16 protein-coding genes and 1 tRNA gene are annotated in these 18722 nt (G+C 45.4%); 16 read left to right on the forward strand and 1 reads right to left on the reverse strand.

The features are described 5' to 3' along the window. Positions 1–502 precede the first annotated feature (502 nt). The 7 genes from B3D59_RS06350 (at position 503) to B3D59_RS06380 (ending at position 8256) form a co-directional block, all read left to right on the forward strand. On the forward strand, positions 503–2959 hold the full coding sequence (locus B3D59_RS06350; RefSeq protein ID WP_286818482.1) for an SIR2 family protein: 2457 nt from the start codon (positions 503–505) through the stop codon (positions 2957–2959). A 719-nt stretch (positions 2960–3678) separates the two neighbouring features. Beyond that, positions 3679–4347: an adenylate kinase gene (locus tag B3D59_RS06355; RefSeq protein ID WP_286818483.1), complete on the forward strand. Its 669-nt coding sequence runs from the start codon at positions 3679–3681 to the stop codon at positions 4345–4347. A 257-nt stretch (positions 4348–4604) separates the two neighbouring features. Then, complete coding sequence (gene rpsU, locus B3D59_RS06360) at positions 4605–4814, forward strand: 30S ribosomal protein S21 (protein WP_004074475.1); 210 nt, start codon at positions 4605–4607, stop codon at positions 4812–4814. Positions 4815–4884: 70 nt separating this feature from the next. Beyond that, positions 4885–6192 (forward strand): bifunctional folylpolyglutamate synthase/dihydrofolate synthase, encoded by a 1308-nt coding sequence (locus B3D59_RS06365; protein WP_286818484.1) that lies wholly within the window; start codon positions 4885–4887, stop codon positions 6190–6192. A 26-nt stretch (positions 6193–6218) separates the two neighbouring features. Then, positions 6219–6294 (forward strand) — tRNA-Arg (locus tag B3D59_RS06370). Between the two features lie 14 nt (positions 6295–6308). Continuing rightward, positions 6309–7562: a glycosyltransferase family 4 protein gene (locus B3D59_RS06375; protein WP_286818485.1), complete on the forward strand. Its 1254-nt coding sequence runs from the start codon at positions 6309–6311 to the stop codon at positions 7560–7562. Further along, the gene (locus B3D59_RS06380) at positions 7543–8256 is read left to right on the forward strand and encodes a class I SAM-dependent methyltransferase (RefSeq protein ID WP_286818486.1); all 714 of its coding nucleotides are present in this window, start codon (positions 7543–7545) and stop codon (positions 8254–8256) included. Before B3D59_RS06375 ends, B3D59_RS06380 begins: the two co-directional genes overlap by 20 nt. Here B3D59_RS06380 and B3D59_RS06385 read toward each other — a convergent pair. Next, on the reverse strand, positions 8253–8786 hold the full coding sequence (locus B3D59_RS06385; RefSeq protein ID WP_286818487.1) for an acyloxyacyl hydrolase: 534 nt from the start codon (positions 8784–8786) through the stop codon (positions 8253–8255). The two genes, B3D59_RS06380 and B3D59_RS06385, sit on opposite strands and share 4 nt — an antisense overlap. A gap of 314 nt (positions 8787–9100) precedes the next feature. On the opposite strand from B3D59_RS06385, the gene B3D59_RS06390 reads away from it, so the two are divergent. The 9 genes from B3D59_RS06390 to B3D59_RS06430 all read left to right on the forward strand — a co-directional run. After that, a complete protein-coding gene (locus B3D59_RS06390) occupies positions 9101–9610 on the forward strand; it encodes an RsbRD N-terminal domain-containing protein (RefSeq protein WP_286818488.1) in 510 nt (169 codons plus the stop codon). A 54-nt stretch (positions 9611–9664) separates the two neighbouring features. Further along, the gene (gene dsrM, locus B3D59_RS06395) at positions 9665–10672 is read left to right on the forward strand and encodes a sulfate reduction electron transfer complex DsrMKJOP subunit DsrM (RefSeq protein WP_286818489.1); all 1008 of its coding nucleotides are present in this window, start codon (positions 9665–9667) and stop codon (positions 10670–10672) included. A gap of 3 nt (positions 10673–10675) precedes the next feature. After that, positions 10676–12334, forward strand: a complete 1659-nt coding sequence (gene dsrK, locus B3D59_RS06400; protein ID WP_286818490.1) for a sulfate reduction electron transfer complex DsrMKJOP subunit DsrK — start codon at positions 10676–10678, stop codon at positions 12332–12334. Between the two features lies 1 nt (position 12335). After that, entirely contained in the window at positions 12336–12731 is a 396-nt protein-coding gene (gene dsrJ / locus B3D59_RS06405) for a sulfate reduction electron transfer complex DsrMKJOP subunit DsrJ (protein WP_286818491.1), read from the forward strand. Then, the gene (dsrO, locus tag B3D59_RS06410; protein ID WP_286818492.1) at positions 12728–13552 is read left to right on the forward strand and encodes a sulfate reduction electron transfer complex DsrMKJOP subunit DsrO; all 825 of its coding nucleotides are present in this window, start codon (positions 12728–12730) and stop codon (positions 13550–13552) included. The genes dsrJ and dsrO overlap by 4 nt, the downstream gene beginning before the upstream one ends. An 11-nt stretch (positions 13553–13563) precedes the next feature. Beyond that, positions 13564–14721, forward strand: coding sequence for a sulfate reduction electron transfer complex DsrMKJOP subunit DsrP (dsrP, locus tag B3D59_RS06415; RefSeq protein ID WP_286818493.1), 1158 nt, complete (start codon positions 13564–13566; stop codon positions 14719–14721). Between the two features lie 90 nt (positions 14722–14811). Beyond that, positions 14812–16455: a hypothetical protein gene (locus tag B3D59_RS06420; protein WP_286818494.1), complete on the forward strand. Its 1644-nt coding sequence runs from the start codon at positions 14812–14814 to the stop codon at positions 16453–16455. A gap of 181 nt (positions 16456–16636) precedes the next feature. After that, complete coding sequence (locus B3D59_RS06425) at positions 16637–17974, forward strand: hypothetical protein (RefSeq protein ID WP_286818495.1); 1338 nt, start codon at positions 16637–16639, stop codon at positions 17972–17974. Further along, on the forward strand, positions 17955–18722 hold a 768-nt coding region (locus B3D59_RS06430), incomplete at its 3' end, for a hypothetical protein (RefSeq protein ID WP_286818496.1). The genes B3D59_RS06425 and B3D59_RS06430, both read left to right, overlap by 20 nt.

The raw sequence follows: 18722 nt of genomic DNA on the forward strand, positions 1-18722 counted from the left end.
GGTGAGTTTTGCGGTATTGCCAAAAAAGTCAAAACCTTTACCAGGAAACCTTAAACACCACATAAATCACAGACTATAGGGTTAAAATTGGAGATAAATATTGAGTACCCGTTTTCATTTTTCAGGTGCTTGATGGTGATAACTATTAATAATAGTCTGGGGTTTTAAATTCCACATTGAGGACATTTCGATATCGATGTAGTCCACCGTGAGAATTGGAAATGATCCCATCCACAATACTTCTGCTATTGAATGCTGTTTTAAAATAGGCCTGGGCGACTGATAATACCATAAATGCTTGGTCAACTATGTGGCAAATTGAATAAAAAAAATTGCAAGCCTTTATAGATGATGTTAATAATTTCATTATTGGCCTTATAAGCATTTATGTCGATCTGATTATTCTTACTTTTCGGATGTTATCCCTTTAGAGAAGTGAATATGGAAGATAACCGAAAACCACAGATTAACTTGTTATATTAAAAAGAAACAAAGGATCATCATGAAAATTTCATTGCCAGATAGCCTTGTTGAGGAAACGACTGCACCAGAGATAATTGAAAAACTTATATCAATTATAAATACTGGGCGAGCTATTCTGTTTACCGGAGCAGGTTTCTCTGTCGGATGCGAAAATGTGATAGAAACTTCACCACCTAGGGCTAAGGAACTTGCAAAACTAATATGCCAAAAAGGTGGCTTTGGAGAAGATGATGATCTTACTTATGCTTCAGATTATTTTCTTAATTATAGAAACAAATTTGACTTACTGCATTTGTTAAAAGAAAATTTCACCATTACAAAAAATGGGAAGGAACACAGCATAATTTCATCTCTTGACTGGAAAAGAATCTATACAACCAACTATGATGATTCTATAGAAAAATCGGCTCAAGAAACCCAAAAAATTATATATTCATTAACAATTGATGATAATCCTAAGGAATTTTATAAAAAAAGAAACTGCTGTATTCACATTAATGGCAGTATAAGTTCAGTATCAGAAGACGATCTTAACGCTAAATTTAAGCTCACAAGGACATCGTATGTGTCACCAGACTCCTTTGTGAATTCATCTTGGTACTATTATTTCAAAAAGGACTTAGAGCAATGTAGTGCTATAGTATTTATAGGTTACTCTTTATACGATATAGATATAGAAAAAATTCTTTTTTCATCACCTATATTAAAAAATAAAACTTATTTCATAACAGAAAAGAATCCACCAACCAAATTAGCATATACATTGTCAAAATACGGAAATTTATTGCCAATTGGAAACGATGGTTTTGCAGATAAAAGTAACTCGGTTAGTGGGAAAAAAGCTGATAAACAAGAGTTTTGGCTCGATGCATTTGAAAAATATCAACTTTCAGATTTAAGTCAAAACATCACAGATGATCAAATATTAAATTTTATATTATATGGCGCACTTAATAGCGAATTTGTAGATAATGCAATATCAGCTGAACAGCGGAAACCTTATGTAATAGTAAGAGAATGTCTTGCTAAAATAGAAGATTTATTAAAGTCTAACGATTGTTTGGCTGTGTTGAGTGATTTCGGCAATGGCAAGAGTGTTATTTTACATGAGGCTATGGCCACTTTTTCTCTTCTTGGGAAACAGGTCTTTTTCCTCCAAACACCTGATGGTGACTACACAACGGATATTGAGAAAATACATAATCTTGACGAAGAATCAATTCTTATTGTTGACGATTACTCTCATCACCACGATATACTACTGCACATCACAAAATTTAATTCTAAAAATATAAAGCTAATTTTTTCAGACAGAACAAACAACCATGACAGGCTCCGTAGCACATTAATTGATGAAGGTATGGAGTTTGTAGAAATTAATAGTGATATTTTAAGTCAAAACGAAATAGCTCATTTTGTTTCAATAATAGATAACCTTGGATTTTGGGGCGAAAGGGCAAAGTGGAGTCAAGATCGTAAAATTGACCATATTAGGAGCATAGATAGAGGTCAAATTGCTCACACCCTTTTAAACTTATTCAACTCCCCTCAAATCAAAACAAGAATAGAATCATTATTATCTAACATAATTAGTAATAGAGATTTTAAAGCAACTATTTTTGCTATTTGTTTGCTCGAGGTAATTAACCTTGAGAGAAATTCAAGCTTGATTTCAGAGGTTTCAGGAACAGACCTTATCTACAAATCTGAATTAAAAGATAATTTGTACTTTAAGCAGTTATTTAAATTGAAAGACAACACTGTTATTTCAAAGTCATCTCTTTTTTCAATCAGCCTAATCAATAACTTTTTCTCTCCTTCTTACATAACGGACAAGCTTCTTGATCTTGCGGAAAAATATGACAAACAAAGGCACAACGGATCAACAGAAAGAGAACTATTTAAATCTCTATTACGCTTTTCATTTGCTGAAAGATTGCTTCCTGAAAAAGGTAAATTAAATAGTCTCGCCAAATATTACGAAGAACTAAAAGTCAGAGTAGGTTGGCTAAAGTTTGATCCCCATTTTTGGCTTCAATATGGAATGGCAAGAATGAATCATGGTCAGCTCGAAAAAGCTCAATCAAATTTAAAAGAAGCGTATATCTTAGCAGAGAGCAAAGAACATTATGACACCTCATACTTGGATACACAGCAGGCAAGATTACATATTCTTCAGGCTTCAAATGAGAGCGATGGGAATATTGTTTGGGATTTGTTTAACAAGGCACATAATTTATTAACCCCTCTGAAAGATGATGTATACAAATACAGACAAGTCTCCACATATAAACGATTTTATGACCAAAAATATAATATTTTATCGAAAAAGAACAAAGACCTGTTTAAGAATGCTGTCATTAAGATGAAAAAAAGCCTGGAAACTTCACCTTATTTTCATCCAGATGATATTTATGCCGATTACTCAATGAGTTCCTGTTATCGTTTGTTATCGGACATCCTCAATGAAATATAAGAATCATAATATAAACAAGGGTTCAACGCTGACCGCGAGTACGTCAGCTCTGTGGTTGTTGCTGTCACCATAATTACGTCTTTCAAAGAAATTCCGCGTTTACTCGCGGCAGGTTAACCCTGACGTCAGAGTGTTGACTTTGTCTATATGTGGGGTTTAACCNNTTTTGTTATTGGTGATCTGAAATATAAAATTGGGCCGATTAAACCGATGGGTTTGAGGTAAAGACGACCTTCAGGAAAAGATCTGTTTTTTTAGGCTAATGAGAACCCCAGACTATCCCTGTTAGTCCACGTATTGTCAAATATAGGACTGATATAACTGGATCTTTTCATTCAACCGGTTTGATAAAAAATCACTGCCGGATCTTAATTCATTCAAAATTAATTTAGCCTGGTCAAGATATTTTTTCTTTTTCTCAGTAGACCAATATTTTTCTCAGTAGACCAATATGATGGTGGGGCTGGAGGTTAGATATCCTGTCGGCCATTTTGACCATCCATCTCTGCTTGATAGGATAGTACCGGCTGTTGTCTGGATTGCGCCTTAAGTTTATCGGTTAGTTTGTCACTTTACCATATTTAGCCAAAGCATATACAGCACATGAAGGAGGGCCGCAATACCTTGACAAAAAAAGGGCAGTCCTATATTACGGATTCTTGATTATGTCGGACGTGTCCCGACAGGACATGAATATAAACCAACCTCAAGGAGTGAAGATGAACATTTTATTTTTCGGCCCCAACGGCAGCGGCAAAGGCACCCAAGGAAAAATTCTGAAAGACAAATACAACATTGCCCACGTTGAATCCGGTGCGATTTTCCGTGACAACATCAAGGGTGGAACTGAACTTGGCAAAAAAGCCAAGGCATATATCGACGCAGGCGATCTGGTACCTGATGAGATCACCATCCCTATGATGATCGACCGAATCAAAAAGGACGACTGCAAAAAAGGCTGGCTGCTCGACGGTTTTCCAAGAAATAAAGTTCAGTCTGAAAAACTGCATGCCGCGTTAAAAGAACAGGGCATTAAAGTTGACTACGTTATTGAAATGCTGCTGGATCGTGAAGTTGCAAAAAACAGAATTATGGGCAGACGGTTGTGCGAAAATGACAACAACCATCCCAACAACATTTTCATTGACGCCATAAAGCCTAACGGAGACAAATGCCGGGTATGCGGCGGTGCATTGAGCACCCGTGCCGATGATCAGGATGAGACTGCCATCGACAAACGCCACTCCATTTATTATGACACCAATACCGGCACCCTGGCCTCTTCTTACTACTTTAGAGATCTGCCTGATGCAGATTTCAAATACGTTACGCTGAACGGCGAGCAGCCACTGCCCGACGTAACTGCAGAACTAATCTCCAAGCTGTAAAAATATATCCTGCCCGGATGCATCTATGCGTCCGGGTTTTTTAAAAACTCTCAAGAAACAAATCCCCCAAACCATTTTCTCCTTGCCTTAATGCATTCAATTTGTTAAAAGACCCTTTCATAAATATTTTTATGTGAAAGTCACAACATTTTTTTGAATTACTTTCATGTTTTGTCATGGGTTACGCTCTAATATCAATAGACCACCTCAACCCATGCCGGTTATATTTAAATCCATTTTGAAAGGGGCGATGCTGCTTGAAAGAAATTACTGTCACAGTTATTGATAATGACGTTGAAAAAGCGTTGCGCATTCTGAAGAAAAAAATTCAGAATGACGGACTGTTCAAACGTCTCAAGGTTAAGAAAAATTTTGAAAAACCTTGTCAGTACAGAAGACGTAAGATGAGAGAGGCAATAAGAAGACAAAGAATTGCCGCCTCAAGATCACGCAGAAAACGTAGCTAACACACTGAAAATTATCCGGTGTATCACTTTTTTAGTTGATACGCCGGGTTTTTTTTTCTGGACATCTTTAATGGCAAACTCCCCTTATGAACTGTGCCTGGAAAAAATCTATAAACTGGGCCGGTTCGGTATCAAGCTTGAGCTGGATACCATTTTAAACATCCTTTCACAACTCAACACGCCTCAAGACAATTACAGCATGATCCATGTGGCCGGAACCAACGGAAAAGGCTCCACGGCAACCTGCATTGCCTCAATCCTCAGAGCTGCCGGGTTTAAAACCGGCATTTACACAAGCCCTCACCTGGTCCGATTCAATGAGCGGATCTGCGTGAACGGGCAACAGATCAGTGATGCAGATGTGGTCAGTGCATACGAGGCTGTGGACGCTGCAGATAATGGATTACGCCCGGCCACCTTTTTTGAAATTGTCACGGCCATGGCCTTTTATCATTTTGCCCAGGAGAAGGTGGAGTGGGCGATCATTGAAACCGGCATGGGGGGAAGATTTGACGCTACAAACATTATTACACCACAGGTCAGTGTCATCACCAACCTCTCCATTGAGCACGCCGAATACCTTGGACATACTATCAGGGATCTGGCCCGGGAAAAAGGCGGCATCATAAAATCAGGTGTGCCTGCGGTTACGGCCGTATCCCAGCCATCTGGAATAGACAGGCTGAGCAAAATCGCCAAAGATCAAGGAGCCCTCCTCTACCGGTTTAAAAAGGAGTTTTCCATCCGCAAAACCCCTGGCCAGACAACATATAATTACAAAGGAATTTATCAAAATTTCAAGGGTCTTACCAAACCGTTATCCGGAGAACACCAGCGGGAGAACCTTTCTTTGGCCCTGGCCGCCGTGGAGCTGGTTTTTGAACAAAACCAAATCACTGATCCACGATATAAACTGACCCAGGAAGTGGTTCATAAAGGGCTTGCCCAGGTTAATTGGCCTGGACGCCTTGAAAAAATCATGGATCGCCCCCTGGTTATTCTGGACGGCGCCCACAATTTCAAGGCATGCGTTCTGCTGGGCAAATACCTTAACCAAACCTTAGGGGATAAAAAACTGACCCTGATTATCGGCATCCTGGATGACAAACCCTATGAAGCCATGCTGGCTCAACTTTTACCCAGGGCCCAGCGGGTCATTTTGACCAAAGCCAAAATCAACCGCAGCATTGAACCTGCAATACTCACCGCAGCAGTCAAAAAAATATTCAAAGGAGACCTGCAGGTTATCGAAGACGTAAAAGATGCAGTATCACATGCGATATCAACAAGTTACGATGATGACGCCATATGCATTTCAGGTTCCCTGTATGTGGCAGGAGAGGCCAAGGAAAAATTTGATATGGATTTTATCAACTAATATGGTATAACAGCGCGTAACTTTATGCGCCCGTAGTGCAGTGGATAGCACGTCAGCCTCCGAAGCTGAAGATCGCTGGTTCGATTCCAGCCGGGCGTACCATCTAAGATCCTCCCATGAAATCATTTTATAAAACAGGCCTACGCATCGGACTGATCTCCTACCGGTCCAACCCCCATTGCGGGGGACAAGGTGTTTATATCCGTCATTTAAGCCATGCGTTATCCGACCTGGGTCATCAGGTGGAAGTCATTGCAGGTCCCCCGGACCCTTTGCTCAATGCCGGGGTCAACCTGACCATGCTCGACACCCTGGATTTATACAACCCAGAGAATCTGTTCAGAACACCCCGTATTGATGAACTCAAAGATCCCGTCAACCTCATTGAATGGCTCGACATCTCAGCCATGGGGTATCCCGAACCCATGACCTTTGGCATGCGCGTAAAGCGCTACATGAAAGGCAGGACAAAACGCTATGATATTCTCCATGATAACCAAAGCCTTTCCTATGGCGTTTTGTCCCTTACCCGGGATCTCCCCGTTACCGCCACCATTCACCATCCTATAACCGTGGACCGGCGTCTGGCGCTCAAGGCGACCAGGTCTTTTTATAAAAAGCTCCAAGTCCTTCGCTGGTACTCCTTTATTGGCATGCAAAAACGTGTTGCCCGAAGATTATCGTCTATTATCACGGTATCTGACAGCTCAAAAACGGATATTGCCAAAGAATTTAAAATACCTGCGTCAAGGCTCAAAACCGTTCCCAACGGCATTGATCTGGATAATTTTTTCCCCTTGGACCATGTAAAAAAGGAACCCGGACGCCTGATCGTCACCAACAGCGCGGATATGCCCCTTAAAGGCTTATACCACCTGCTTTACGCACTCAAAGGGGTGTTAACGCAAAAAAATGTCTCTTTAACGGTCATTGGCATCCCCAAAAAAAACGGCGGCATCGAAAATCTGGTAAAAAAGCTTGATCTTGGACGCCATATTAACTTTACCGGCCGCATTGATCACCAGCGCTTTGTCCTGGAATATGCAAAAGCCCAGATTGCGGTAGTACCCTCCATGTACGAAGGGTTTGGCCTGCCGGTTGGAGAGGCCATGGCCTGCCGGGTACCGGTGATTTGCACAACCGGTGGGGCATTACCCGAAGTTGCAGGGGATGCGGCAAAACTTGTGCCCCCCGGGGATGCCAAAGCCCTTGAAAAGGCGATCATTGAACTGCTGGAGGATGAAAAACAGCGTGAAAATCTGGCCTGCCGGGGGTATGAGCGGGTAAAAAGGGAATTTACCTGGGAAAAATGCGCCATGCGCACGGTCCAAATCTACCGGGAGGTAATAGATGATTACCATAGACTTTAAACGTCTGGGCATTGCCCCCGGAAACCGGGTTCTGGATATCGGGTGCGGCGAGGGACGCCACACCATCAGGGCCTGCCGCGAATCCTGTGCGGTTTGCATTGGTGGGGACTTCGGATATGACAACCTTATGGCCACCAAAAGCAAACTTCAATTTCACGCGGACCTTGATGACCTATCCTGCAGAAACTGGGCGTTGTCTGCCATGGATATCACGGCGCTTCCCTTTGAGGACAACAGTTTTGATGTGGTGATCTGCTCGGAGGTCCTGGAACATATCCCGGACGACGATAAAGCTGTTTCAGAACTGATCCGTATTGTCAAGCCGGGCAAAACACTGGCCGTAAGTGTTCCCCGGGCCTGGCCCGAATGGATCTGCTGGCAGCTGTCGGATGAATATTACAACGCCGACATGGGTCATGTGAGAATCTACAGTAAAAAAGAGATTATTGAAAAATTTCGGAACAAAGGCCCCAAGTACCTGGGTTGCCACTATGCCCACAGCATCCACAGTCCCTATTGGTGGCTTAAATGTTTTGTGGGCCCCACCCGCACCGATTCGATTGCCGTCAATCTCTACCACAGACTTCTGGTATGGGATCTGATGAAAAAACCGGCACTGACCACCTTTATTGACCGCCTGCTAAACCCGGTACTTGGAAAAAGCCTGGTTCTGTATTTTAGAAAACCGGGTTAAAAGTACCAGGCCAGAGTGCCGATCAGTATGTCAATTCCGTCATTAGGCTCTTTTAACCCGGCGTTGGAATAATGCATGTAGCGCAAACTGATATCCACATTTTTAATTCTGATACCGGCTCCAGCCCTATCTTCAAACAGAAGATTTGAAGACAGGTTCCTGTCATTGATAGTATAATCGTCAAGACAGGCAACACCAACCCCTGCCTCTATATATGGATACCAAGTCGCATTTCCTGCATAGAAGACATACTGAAAGACCGGAGAGAATGCAACGGCGTTAACATCTTCCCTGCCCGACTCCCAGCGGTTATATGACAACTCAAAATAACCGCGCGCATAACCGGTTTTGCTCTCAATCCATTTTGCATTCAATTGTTTTAAAAACCCTGCACGATAAATATCAACATGGTCTATACTTTGACCATATCCTAATGAAACGCCCCATTCTCCAAAATCGAAGTGATCCTGGGCTGCGACATAATTACTGGTAGCAAGAAAACAAATTAACAAAAACAGAACGCTTTTCATATCTGCCCTTTCTTGGGAAAGCTGATTTGACAACGGAAATGAGCCTTACCGGCAGCATTGTATCTAATTAATAAAATGCAATAGTGGATACACCATTCTCAGACAAAAATAAACATTTGGCATAAATTTTTTCTTAACGAAAACCATCAGGGGCAATTATGTCCCACGCGCTGGACAAAAGCCCAAAACACGGCAACTTTCATTCAGAAACCAAATCAGGTTTACCCTTGACATAAAATTGGGGGGAGTTTATATCCTTCTATCAATTGCGCAAATTAACCCGTTGACATTTTATAAATAAAGATTAATACACCGTGAAACAAATTATAAAAAAAAATCTGAGTCAACTGCTGGACAGCTGGTTCCGTGCCACCCTCAATACCTATCCTGCAGAATCTGCAAGGATTTTAGGCAAAAAATCCGATCGTTTTGACAATCCTATAGGGGCCATCACCCGGGAAACCCTTGAAGATGTTTTAAACCTTGTTACAGAAAATTTCAGCCGGGAAGGTCTTGAAAAAGCCCTTGACCCGGTCATTCGAATTCGTGCGGTTCAGGCATTTGACCCTGCAAATGCCGTAAGTTTTGTTTTTGCATTAAAGGAAATTGGTGAAAGCATCATTGAAAAGGCAGATATTATAAAATTTTATCGCCTGGTGGACGAAATTGCCCTGGCTGCTTTCAACCGGTACATGAAATGTAGAGAGGATATTTTCCTTTTAAAGGCCACGGAGAGCAAACGACGCATCCATCGCGCCTTTGAAAGGGCAGGTTTAGTAGCGGAGCTGTCAGAGGGAGACCTCTTAGGCTCCAAACAATCTTAACATGTATGGCGCGATAATGGCGGGCCATACATAAAATAATGAGGTGGTTATAACATGAATCAAAGGTACTTGATCCCCCTTACTGCTGTCTTTCTGCTCTTCCTGTTGGCTTATGCAGGGGTTGAGGGACTCGGGCTTCAGGTGGTCTTTGGTGTACTGATTCCGTACCTGGCAGTTGCCGCATTCCTTATTGGCTTTGTGATCAAGGTCAAAGGATGGGCAGACTCTGCCGTGCCGTTTAGGATTCCTACAACCTGCGGCCAGCAGAAATCTTTGCCATGGATCAAACAGAACACCATTGACAACCCGAACACATCTACCGGCGTTTTTGTAAGAATGCTCCTGGAAATTTTTGTTTTCAGGTCATTGTTCAGAAATACAAAAGCGGCGTTTAACCGGCATGCGTCCAATAAACTGACCTATTCCTGGGAAATTTTTTTATGGGTAGGCGCACTTGCATTCCATTACGCATTCCTGGTGGTTCTTCTCAGGCACGTAAGATTTTTCACTGCGCCTGTTCCCGGAAGCATTCAGTTCCTTGAATATCTGGACGGAATTGTCCAGGTTGGTCTTCCCGGGCTGTTCATTTCCGGGCCTGTGCTTCTGCTGGCAACGCTTTTCCTTTTAAGCCGCAGAGTTCTTGATGCAAAAGTCAGCTATATTTCCCAGGCTGCTGATTATTTCCCCTTGTTCCTGATCATCGGCATTGCCGCAACCGGTATTGCCATGCGCTATTTCACCAAGGTGGATATCATGGGCATCAAGGAACTGACCATGGGACTGGTTACCTTCCATCCCCATATTCCTGAAGAAGTCGGCGGACTGTTCTATGGCCATCTTTTCCTTGTGAGCATTCTGTTCGCCTATTTCCCCATGAGCAAACTGATGCACATGGGCGGCATCTTCTTGAGCCCGACCCGGAACATGGCCAACAACACCCGGGCCAAACGGCATATTAACCCCTGGAACTATGATGTGCCCATCCATACGTATGAACAGTATGAGGACCACTTCAGAGACAAAATGATTGAAGCCGGCCTGCCGGTGGATAAAAAGGAGTGATAGATGGCTGACGAACTTACACCGGATGAAGCATTAGACAAAATTGACTATCGTCCCCGGTCTAGCTCCGAGCCCAGCAACTGGCTGGACACTACCAAATCCGTTCAGATCCGGCCCGGCATGTACTGCTATGCCGCTAAAGCGGAAAGTGTCCAAACCTTGGGTCTTCCCAATGCCAGGGAATGGAATCCCCTAGATAGCGACTGGAAACTGCCTGAAAACTGGCAAGAGATCCTACATGAGGGGATCAAAGAACGGCTGGAGCGTTTCCGTACTTTTAAAATATTTATGGACATCTGCGTACGCTGCGGCGCCTGCGCAGACAAATGCCATTTCTTCCTTGGAACCGGTGATCCCAAGAATATGCCGGTGCTGAGGGCTGAATTGCTACGATCCATTTACCGTAACGATTTCACCATGGTCGGCAAGATCATGAAAAATATCCCGGGCGGCAAACGTCTTTTAGGCGCAAGAGAGATGACCCTGGATGCACTCAAAGAGATGTGGTACTACTTTTTCCAGTGCACAGAGTGCCGACGCTGTTCAGTATTCTGTCCCTACGGCATTGATACCGCTGAAATCACCATTATCGGAAGAGAATTGCTTAACCTTTTGGGCCTGAATATCGACTGGATTGCCACACCGGTTTCCAACTGTTACAAGACCGGCAACCACTTGGGTATCCAGCCCCACGCCTTCAAGGACATGCTGGAATTCTTTGTTGAAGATATCGAAACAATCACAGGTGTCAACTGTGCACCCCAGTACCAGAAAAAAGGCGCTGACATCCTTTTTGTCACCCCATCCGGCGACGTATTTGCCGATCCCGGCACATATACTTGTCAGGGCTATCTGATTTTGTTCCAATATCTTAAAGATAAATACGGACTGGATGTCACCTGGTCAACTTACGCTTCTGAAGGCGGCAACTTCGGTTTCTTTACTTCCCATGAGACCATGAAACGCCTCAATGCCAAAATGTACGCCGAAGCAAAACGTCTGGGCGTCAAATGGATTCTGGGCGGCGAATGCGGCCATATGTGGCGCGTAATCCACCAGTACATGGACACCATGAACGGCCCTGCCGATTTCCTGGAAGTCCCTGTGAACCCCATCACCGGCACCCGGTTTGAAAATGCAGCCTCCACCAAGATGGTTCATATCACGGAGTTCACCGCCGATCTGATCAAACACGGCAAACTCGAACTCGACAAGAGCCGCAATGCCAACCGTATCATGACCTTCCACGATTCCTGTAACCCGGCCAGGGGCATGGGGCTTCTCGATGAACCCCGGTATGTCATTAAGGCCTGCGTAGATCAGTTCTATGAAATGCCACCGAACACCATCCGCGAACAGACCTTCTGCTGCGGTTCCGGTGCGGGTCTCAATGCCGGTGAAAACATGGAATTGAGAATGGCAGGGGCGCTTCCCCGGGCCAATGCACTCAAATATGTCCATGAAAAATTCGGTGTTAACACCCTTGGCACTATCTGCGCCATTGACCGTGCCGCACTTTCAACCCTGTGTGAATACTGGGTTCCGGAATGTGAGGTGGCAGGTATTCACGAGCTTGTAGGCAATGCGTTGATTCTACCGGGTGAAAAGAAAAGAACCGAGGACCTGAGAATGGAACCCCTGCCTGGGGTAGAGGAGGAATAAGATGAGTAAAAATATGATTATGGCAGGACTTGTGGTATTTGTACTCGCCGTTCTTTCTCCGTTCTGGTTTAACCTGATCACAAGCACACAGGCCGCCCCCAAACCGGAACTGCTGGGAAAGGCGGCAACAGCTAAGAAATGTGTTCTGGACAAATATGAAATGCGGGCAGAGCATATGTACCTGCTGGATGTGTGGCGGGATTCTGTTGTGCGCAACGGTGAGCGAAAATACACCGGAACCAACGGCCAGACCTTTAACATGAGCCTGTCCACAGGTGAAAACTCCTGCCTGGGCTGCCATGAAGATAAAGCAAAATTCTGTGACAGCTGCCACGACTATGTCTCTGTGAGCCCCTATTGCTGGGAGTGTCACACCAACCCCAAGGAGATTAAATGATGATAAAGAGCAGAAGAAGCTTTCTTAAAGTAGCGGGTATTGCTGCCATCGGAATGGGTGCTGCTCCGGTAATAAATCTTGCCGCATCAGAACCCCACGGCAGTGCCCAACCTGTAATATCAAAAAACGAAGAGGCCCTGCATGCCAAACGGTGGGGTATGGTCATTGACACCTCCAAGCTGAACGAAGAAGTTGCTGAAGCAGTCAGGGAAGCCTGTCATAAGGCCCATAACGTACCGGATTTCACCATGACCCCGGACCCTGAAAAGTATCCCGGAACCCGTCCGTTCAGGGATGGACAGGATATTAAATGGATCTGGCCCGAGCAATTCCACTATGCTTTTCCGGACAAGGAGGATGAATTTCTGGCTGAAAAGTTCCACCACCTTCCTTTCCTTGTGACTTGCAACCACTGCAAAAACGCGCCTTGTGTACAGGCATGCCCCACCCAGGCGACTTTCAAGCGGGAAGATGGCATTGTCCTTATGGATTTCCACCGCTGCATCGGCTGTCGGTTCTGTATGGCGGCCTGTCCCTACGGCTCAAGGAATTTCAACTTCAGAGATCCACGTCCCTTCATTGAAGAGACAGCCCCGGGTTTCCCCACCCGCAGCAAGGGTGTGGTTGAAAAATGTAACCTGTGCGCCGAACGTCTGGCTAAAGGTGAACAGCCCCATTGTGTGGAAGCAAGCAAAGGCGCTATCGTCGTAGGCGACCTGGAAGATCCAGAATCTAAAATCCGTGGTCTGCTGAAAGAACATTATACAATCAGACGTAAACAGGAACTGGGTACAGAACCCAGTGTTTACTACATCGTTTAAGAGAGGCGACTATGCTTGAGATAGCTTTTAAAGGAAGTAAAAAATATTGGTTGTGGATCGTCCTTTTGCTCGCTGTCATGGGCGCAGGCGGCCTTGCCTACCTTGACCAGTTCATAAACGGTCTTCAGATCACGGGCATGAGCCGGGACGTTTCATGGGGCTTTTACATCGCCAATTTCACCTTTCTTGTGGGTGTTGCCGCAGGTGGTGTTATGGTGGTTATCCCCTATTACCTGCATGATTACGAACGCTTCCACCGGATCACCATTTTAGGTGAATTCCTGGCGGTTGCCAGCCTGATCATGTGCCTGCTGTTCATTGTTGCGGATTTAGGTCAGCCCATTCGTATGCTGAATGTGCTCTTGTACCCCACCCCCCACTCCATGCTTTTTTATGACATGATTGTTCTCAACGGGTATCTGTTTTTGAACATTGTTGTGGGCTGGAAGGTCCTTGAAGCAGAAAGAAACCAGGTGGAACCGGTATGGTGGACAAAACCCCTTGTGTATATCTCCATCCCCTTTGCCATCGGTATCCACACGGTAACAGCCTACCTGTACTGCGGTCTGCCCGGCCGCGGTTTTTGGTTGACGGCCATTCTGGCCCCCAGATTCCTGGCATCTGCCTTTGCCGCAGGTCCTGCGTTTCTGATCATCCTTTGCTACATCATTAAAAAATTCACCAAATTTGATCCGGGCTGGGAAGCCATGCAGACCCTGGCAAAAATTGTCTGCTACGCCATCATTGCCAACCTGTTCTTCTTTGCTTGTGAAGTTTTCGTGGTTTACTACTCCGGCATCCCCAGTCATCTGTCCCATATGCAATACCTGCTATTCGGTCTGCACGGGCACAACATGATGGTGCCCTGGATGTGGAGCGCTCTGATTCTTATGAGTGTAGGCGCCATTTTCCTGCTGATTCCGAAACTGAGAAACAATCACGCACTGTTGCCTGTTACCTGCGCCATGATATTTTTCGGTGCCTGGATCGACAAGGCGCTTGGCATGATCGCCGGTGGTTTTGTTCCTTCTCCGCTGCATCACGTGAATGAATATGCCCCCACACTCCAGGAAGGGATCATTGCATTGGGTGTTTACGGCACAGGTTTTTTTGTACTGACCATCCTGTACAAACTTGCCACCACAGTTAAAGAAGAGGTTCGCGGATAGTTTAAAAATATTTATCTGCAATATTTAGCTGATATTTTCAAGGGGGCTTTTTTTACAAAAGCCCCCTTGATATTTGAAAAGGAATTACTTTTGGGCTCATCTGTTTTTCAAAACATCATTGTCACACCGGATGCTCCAGTCGAAGACCTAAAAAACAGGGTTGTTGCAGCCCTTTTTTCCGGAAAGACAAAGCGACTCAAAACGCTGCTTGATCAGACCACGGGTTGGGCAAAACCCGCTGAACTCTGGGAAACAGATGAAAAATATCTGCGCCAGGTATTGACCGCCCTAATAAGGCACAAACATCTGGTTGATGATCATCCTGATCTGAAAAAACAGACCAAAAATCTTAAACATCTGCTGGCAGACAAAGTACATAATGCCGATCCCGGCCACATGGCATATGACACATGGAAAAAGCGGCTGGATCTCGCCCCGTGGCAGAACCCTTATATATTCAGTGAGGCCATTACCTTTCAGATGACGTCGGGCTGTTCCAATTTCTGCCGCCGCTGCAATGAGTGGGCTTTGCCAAAGGTCCGGTGTCATTTCAACTTTGATGCGGTAAATACATTTATTGATACATTTGTGGCGCATGGAAACAGGGATTTAGCCCTCTACGGCGGCTCAGATCCCCTTGACTGGTGTGATGGTTCCCATGATATCACCCATGTGCTGAACCGCCTTGGAAGGACCTGCCAATTCAGTCTGCTGACAAAAATACCAAGAGGAAAAGGAGACCTTGCAAAAGCATTGATTAAGGCCGGCATCCCCTTGTCGGTCAGCCTGACCAACCGCAACCGGGACAGAATTCTATGCCTTGAAACCCAGATGGGCGAATCCTTTACCAAACAGCATGCCACTGCCGATCTTTTGATCCCGGCCGGCCTGGATGAAGACTTTTCCACGGTCAAGCCCTCCATTACGGACAGCTATGGCACTGAAATCTCCCTGGACGGGTGTTTTGCCGTCATCCCTTCATTCACCAGTGCATTACATCCCTTTGGCCATAAAAAAATCAGGATCACGTCCCAAAGCGCGTTTATTCCCAGAAAAAAAATAGGCCGCCCTGCCCTTTTAGTGGATTATTTCAAACCCCTTGAAGTGCTTACCGAACAGGGCCTGTCCATTTTGCCCGCACTTTTAGATGTTCAGGTGGAAAATATCCTTTTTGATAACGGCCGGGATGAACTGACACCGCCGGGCATGAGAAGTATCAGGGAGTATTTTGATATTTTTTCGGACAAGGCACGACTGAAAAGAAAAAAAATGATCCCGTCAGTGGTCAAACGAATAAAAAACAGGTATCTGCATGCCACCCGTTTCCATGACCTCTCTGCAGAAATGCAGACAGCCATGAAAACCGAAATCCTTGACCATGTCCAATTTACAAGAAAAAATATTGTTGCACGCGCAAAAACCTGCAGTATATCTTTTTTCCTTTCCGGCATTTATGCTTATACTCAGGTCCACCCGACAAAATGTCATATTATCCGTCATATGACCCTGCAGGAATATATGCAGCGAAAAAAGCGGTTCCAAAATCCTGACCCGACGCTCCCCATCGCCCAGAGGCTTGAAAACCCGAACACTGATCCATGGGGTCTGTTCAGATATTATGCCTTAACCCTGGTTCACGAAGGCCCCGAAAAACAGGTGGCCCAGTTTATCCAAACCTGTCCCGCCGCCTTTCATCCGGAAAAGGACCGGTTTATTCCGGCAAATTTGGGCTGAACATCTATCTTTTTTTTGTATAGGGATGCCGTGGCTGTTCAATTAAAAAAAATTTGACAATTTTGATCCCAATTGACCATATACAAACGCTGCCAGGTTGACTTTTACACCAAAAATGAATAACGTCGCCCATATAAAGAATATCCTGATGATTCGAAGAATTGAATAAGGTGAAAAGCCCATGGAATCAGACCCTCTGAAAAATTTATACAAGTCCCTGACCGGGAACGGTGCCCTGCCCCTTGCCCCGGATGACCCTTATTATGTCGAGATCCACGGGCAAAGGGTCGGAGAAGATCCCATCCAGGATCTGTGGAGCCGCATTGATCTGTCAGATTCCGAGAGTGTCAATCTTTTGACAGGTTTCCGGGGCAATGGCAAAAGCACTGAGTTGAAACGCCTGAAAAAGATGCTCGAAGATAGCGGCTGTCAGGTTTTTCTGGTCAACATGCTGGACTACGTTCTCATGACCAAACCCTTGGCCTTGTCCGATTTTATTCTCTCTCTCATGGCTGCCCTGAACGGCCAGATCGAAGAACATCTGCCTGATCTGAGACCTTTGAGTCAATCCTATTGGGAACGGCTTCAGACTTTTTTAACTTCGGAAGTTGAAATCGATAAAATTGACTTTGGCCTCAACGGCGGAGGAGCAACCGCAAAAATAGGACTTAAACTAAAAACTGATCCTGAATTCAAAATTAAGATACAGCAGCATCTTGAGGGGCATCTCACCCGCCTTGTGGAAGATGCCCACAACTTTGTGGACGACCTTGTCCGCCAAATCAGAGACCAAGGTCATGATCCGGATAAAAAAATTGTTCTGCTGGTAGATAGCCTGGAGCAAATTCGAGGGGTTGGAGAGGATGCGGAAAGTATTTATGCCAGTGTGGTGGAACTGTTTTCCGGTCAAGCGTCCAACCTTTGCTTCCCTAAACTCCATGTGGTGTATACGGTACCGCCCTATCTCAATGTTCTGGCTCCCAACCTTGGGCGAATTCTGGGGGGCAATCCCATTACCCGATGGCCCAACATTCATGTCCGGAAACAAGACAACACACCCGATCCCTATGGGATAAACCTCATGGCCGACATTATTGAAAAACGGTTCCCGGAATGGCAGCAGGTCATCCCGAAGGAGACCCTGTCCCGCCTGGCCTCCGTCTCTGGCGGAGATTTGAGAGATTTTTTCCGGCTCATCCGGGAGTGCGCCATCAGTCTGAGAAATGTCCGCCTGAGTTGTCCTGAGGCCTCCCTGGAGGATCCCATGGTCAACCGGGTCATCCGGCAGTTAAGCAACGAACTTTTGCCCATTGCCGAAGAAGACGCCCGGTGGATGGCCAGGATACATCAGACCAAAAGGGCAGCCCTTCCTTCCGAGAAAAATCTTCCCTCTCTGGCAAGATTCCTTGATTGCAATTTGATCATGAATTATCAAAATGGGGAACCCTGGTACGACATTCATCCCCTGCTGATTGCCGAACTGGCCAGATTTGGGGAAAATGAAAACGGCCAGTGCTGATAGCCGCAAGGCCCGTCTAACCCCGGAAGGCGAAGCGCACTGGCTCAGGCTCAAGCAGCATCTGGAGTGGAGCGAGACCTTTTCCCTGGGTTTTATCTTTTCCAGTCATCCGGAGGTCGTTGAAATTTTTAAGGAGCGGCTCGCCGCTATCTACAGGGCGAGGGTCACAAAGCTAAACACCTCCCTTCCCTCATTACCGGAAGAACTGACGACAACACTGCTGCCGCTTTTGCTGAATCCTTCAGAAAACAAGGTCCAGCTGAAGCAACCCTTTTGGCTTGATCTGAGCACCGAATCCGGAACAGATTGGCAAAGAGCAAGAGTCTCCTTCCTGATTCGCCTCAACGAACAACGTGAATCTTTACGGCGAACCTTACACAGCCCGGTCATTCTCATCCTGCCCCAGAAGGAACGGTATGACATCAAGACCCTGGTCCCCGACCTTTGGGCCATCAGGGATTTCAGCATGGAAACGGAACAATGGGTTAAAGAGTCCCCCTTGCAGCTTCCTTCAGATCATCAAGCGCCTTCCCGTATTCTTTCCCAAACGCCACAGGATAAATCTATGATCAAAGAATGGGAGCGACTGATGAAGAGGGAACGCAAAGACCAAGGGTTTTTATTCGCAGCTCAGCGAGCCTTTAAGGCCGCTATGAAAACAGGTCAATATGAACTGGCAGCGTCAATCGCCAAAAGCCAATATGATTTTTGTATCCCCAAAAAGGAAACCCCCGAAGCTTTGAGAGAC

This window comes from Desulfobacter sp. UBA2225, assembly GCF_002348205.1.
Taxonomy (GTDB): domain Bacteria; phylum Desulfobacterota; class Desulfobacteria; order Desulfobacterales; family Desulfobacteraceae; genus Desulfobacter; species Desulfobacter postgatei.

Coding starts and splice junctions, on each gene's coding strand:
- B3D59_RS06350 (WP_286818482.1), top strand. CDS start 503: ATGAAAATTTCATTGCCAGATAGCCTTGTTGAGGAAACGACTGCACCA.
- B3D59_RS06355 (WP_286818483.1), top strand. CDS start 3,679: ATGAACATTTTATTTTTCGGCCCCAACGGCAGCGGCAAAGGCACCCAA.
- B3D59_RS06365 (WP_286818484.1), top strand. CDS start 4,885: ATGGCAAACTCCCCTTATGAACTGTGCCTGGAAAAAATCTATAAACTG.
- B3D59_RS06375 (WP_286818485.1), top strand. CDS start 6,309: ATGAAATCATTTTATAAAACAGGCCTACGCATCGGACTGATCTCCTAC.
- B3D59_RS06380 (WP_286818486.1), top strand. CDS start 7,543: ATGATTACCATAGACTTTAAACGTCTGGGCATTGCCCCCGGAAACCGG.
- B3D59_RS06385 (WP_286818487.1), bottom strand. CDS start 8,786: ATGAAAAGCGTTCTGTTTTTGTTAATTTGTTTTCTTGCTACCAGTAAT.
- dsrM (WP_286818489.1), top strand. CDS start 9,665: ATGAATCAAAGGTACTTGATCCCCCTTACTGCTGTCTTTCTGCTCTTC.
- dsrK (WP_286818490.1), top strand. CDS start 10,676: ATGGCTGACGAACTTACACCGGATGAAGCATTAGACAAAATTGACTAT.
- dsrJ (WP_286818491.1), top strand. CDS start 12,336: ATGAGTAAAAATATGATTATGGCAGGACTTGTGGTATTTGTACTCGCC.
- dsrO (WP_286818492.1), top strand. CDS start 12,728: ATGATGATAAAGAGCAGAAGAAGCTTTCTTAAAGTAGCGGGTATTGCT.
- dsrP (WP_286818493.1), top strand. CDS start 13,564: ATGCTTGAGATAGCTTTTAAAGGAAGTAAAAAATATTGGTTGTGGATC.
- B3D59_RS06425 (WP_286818495.1), top strand. CDS start 16,637: ATGGAATCAGACCCTCTGAAAAATTTATACAAGTCCCTGACCGGGAAC.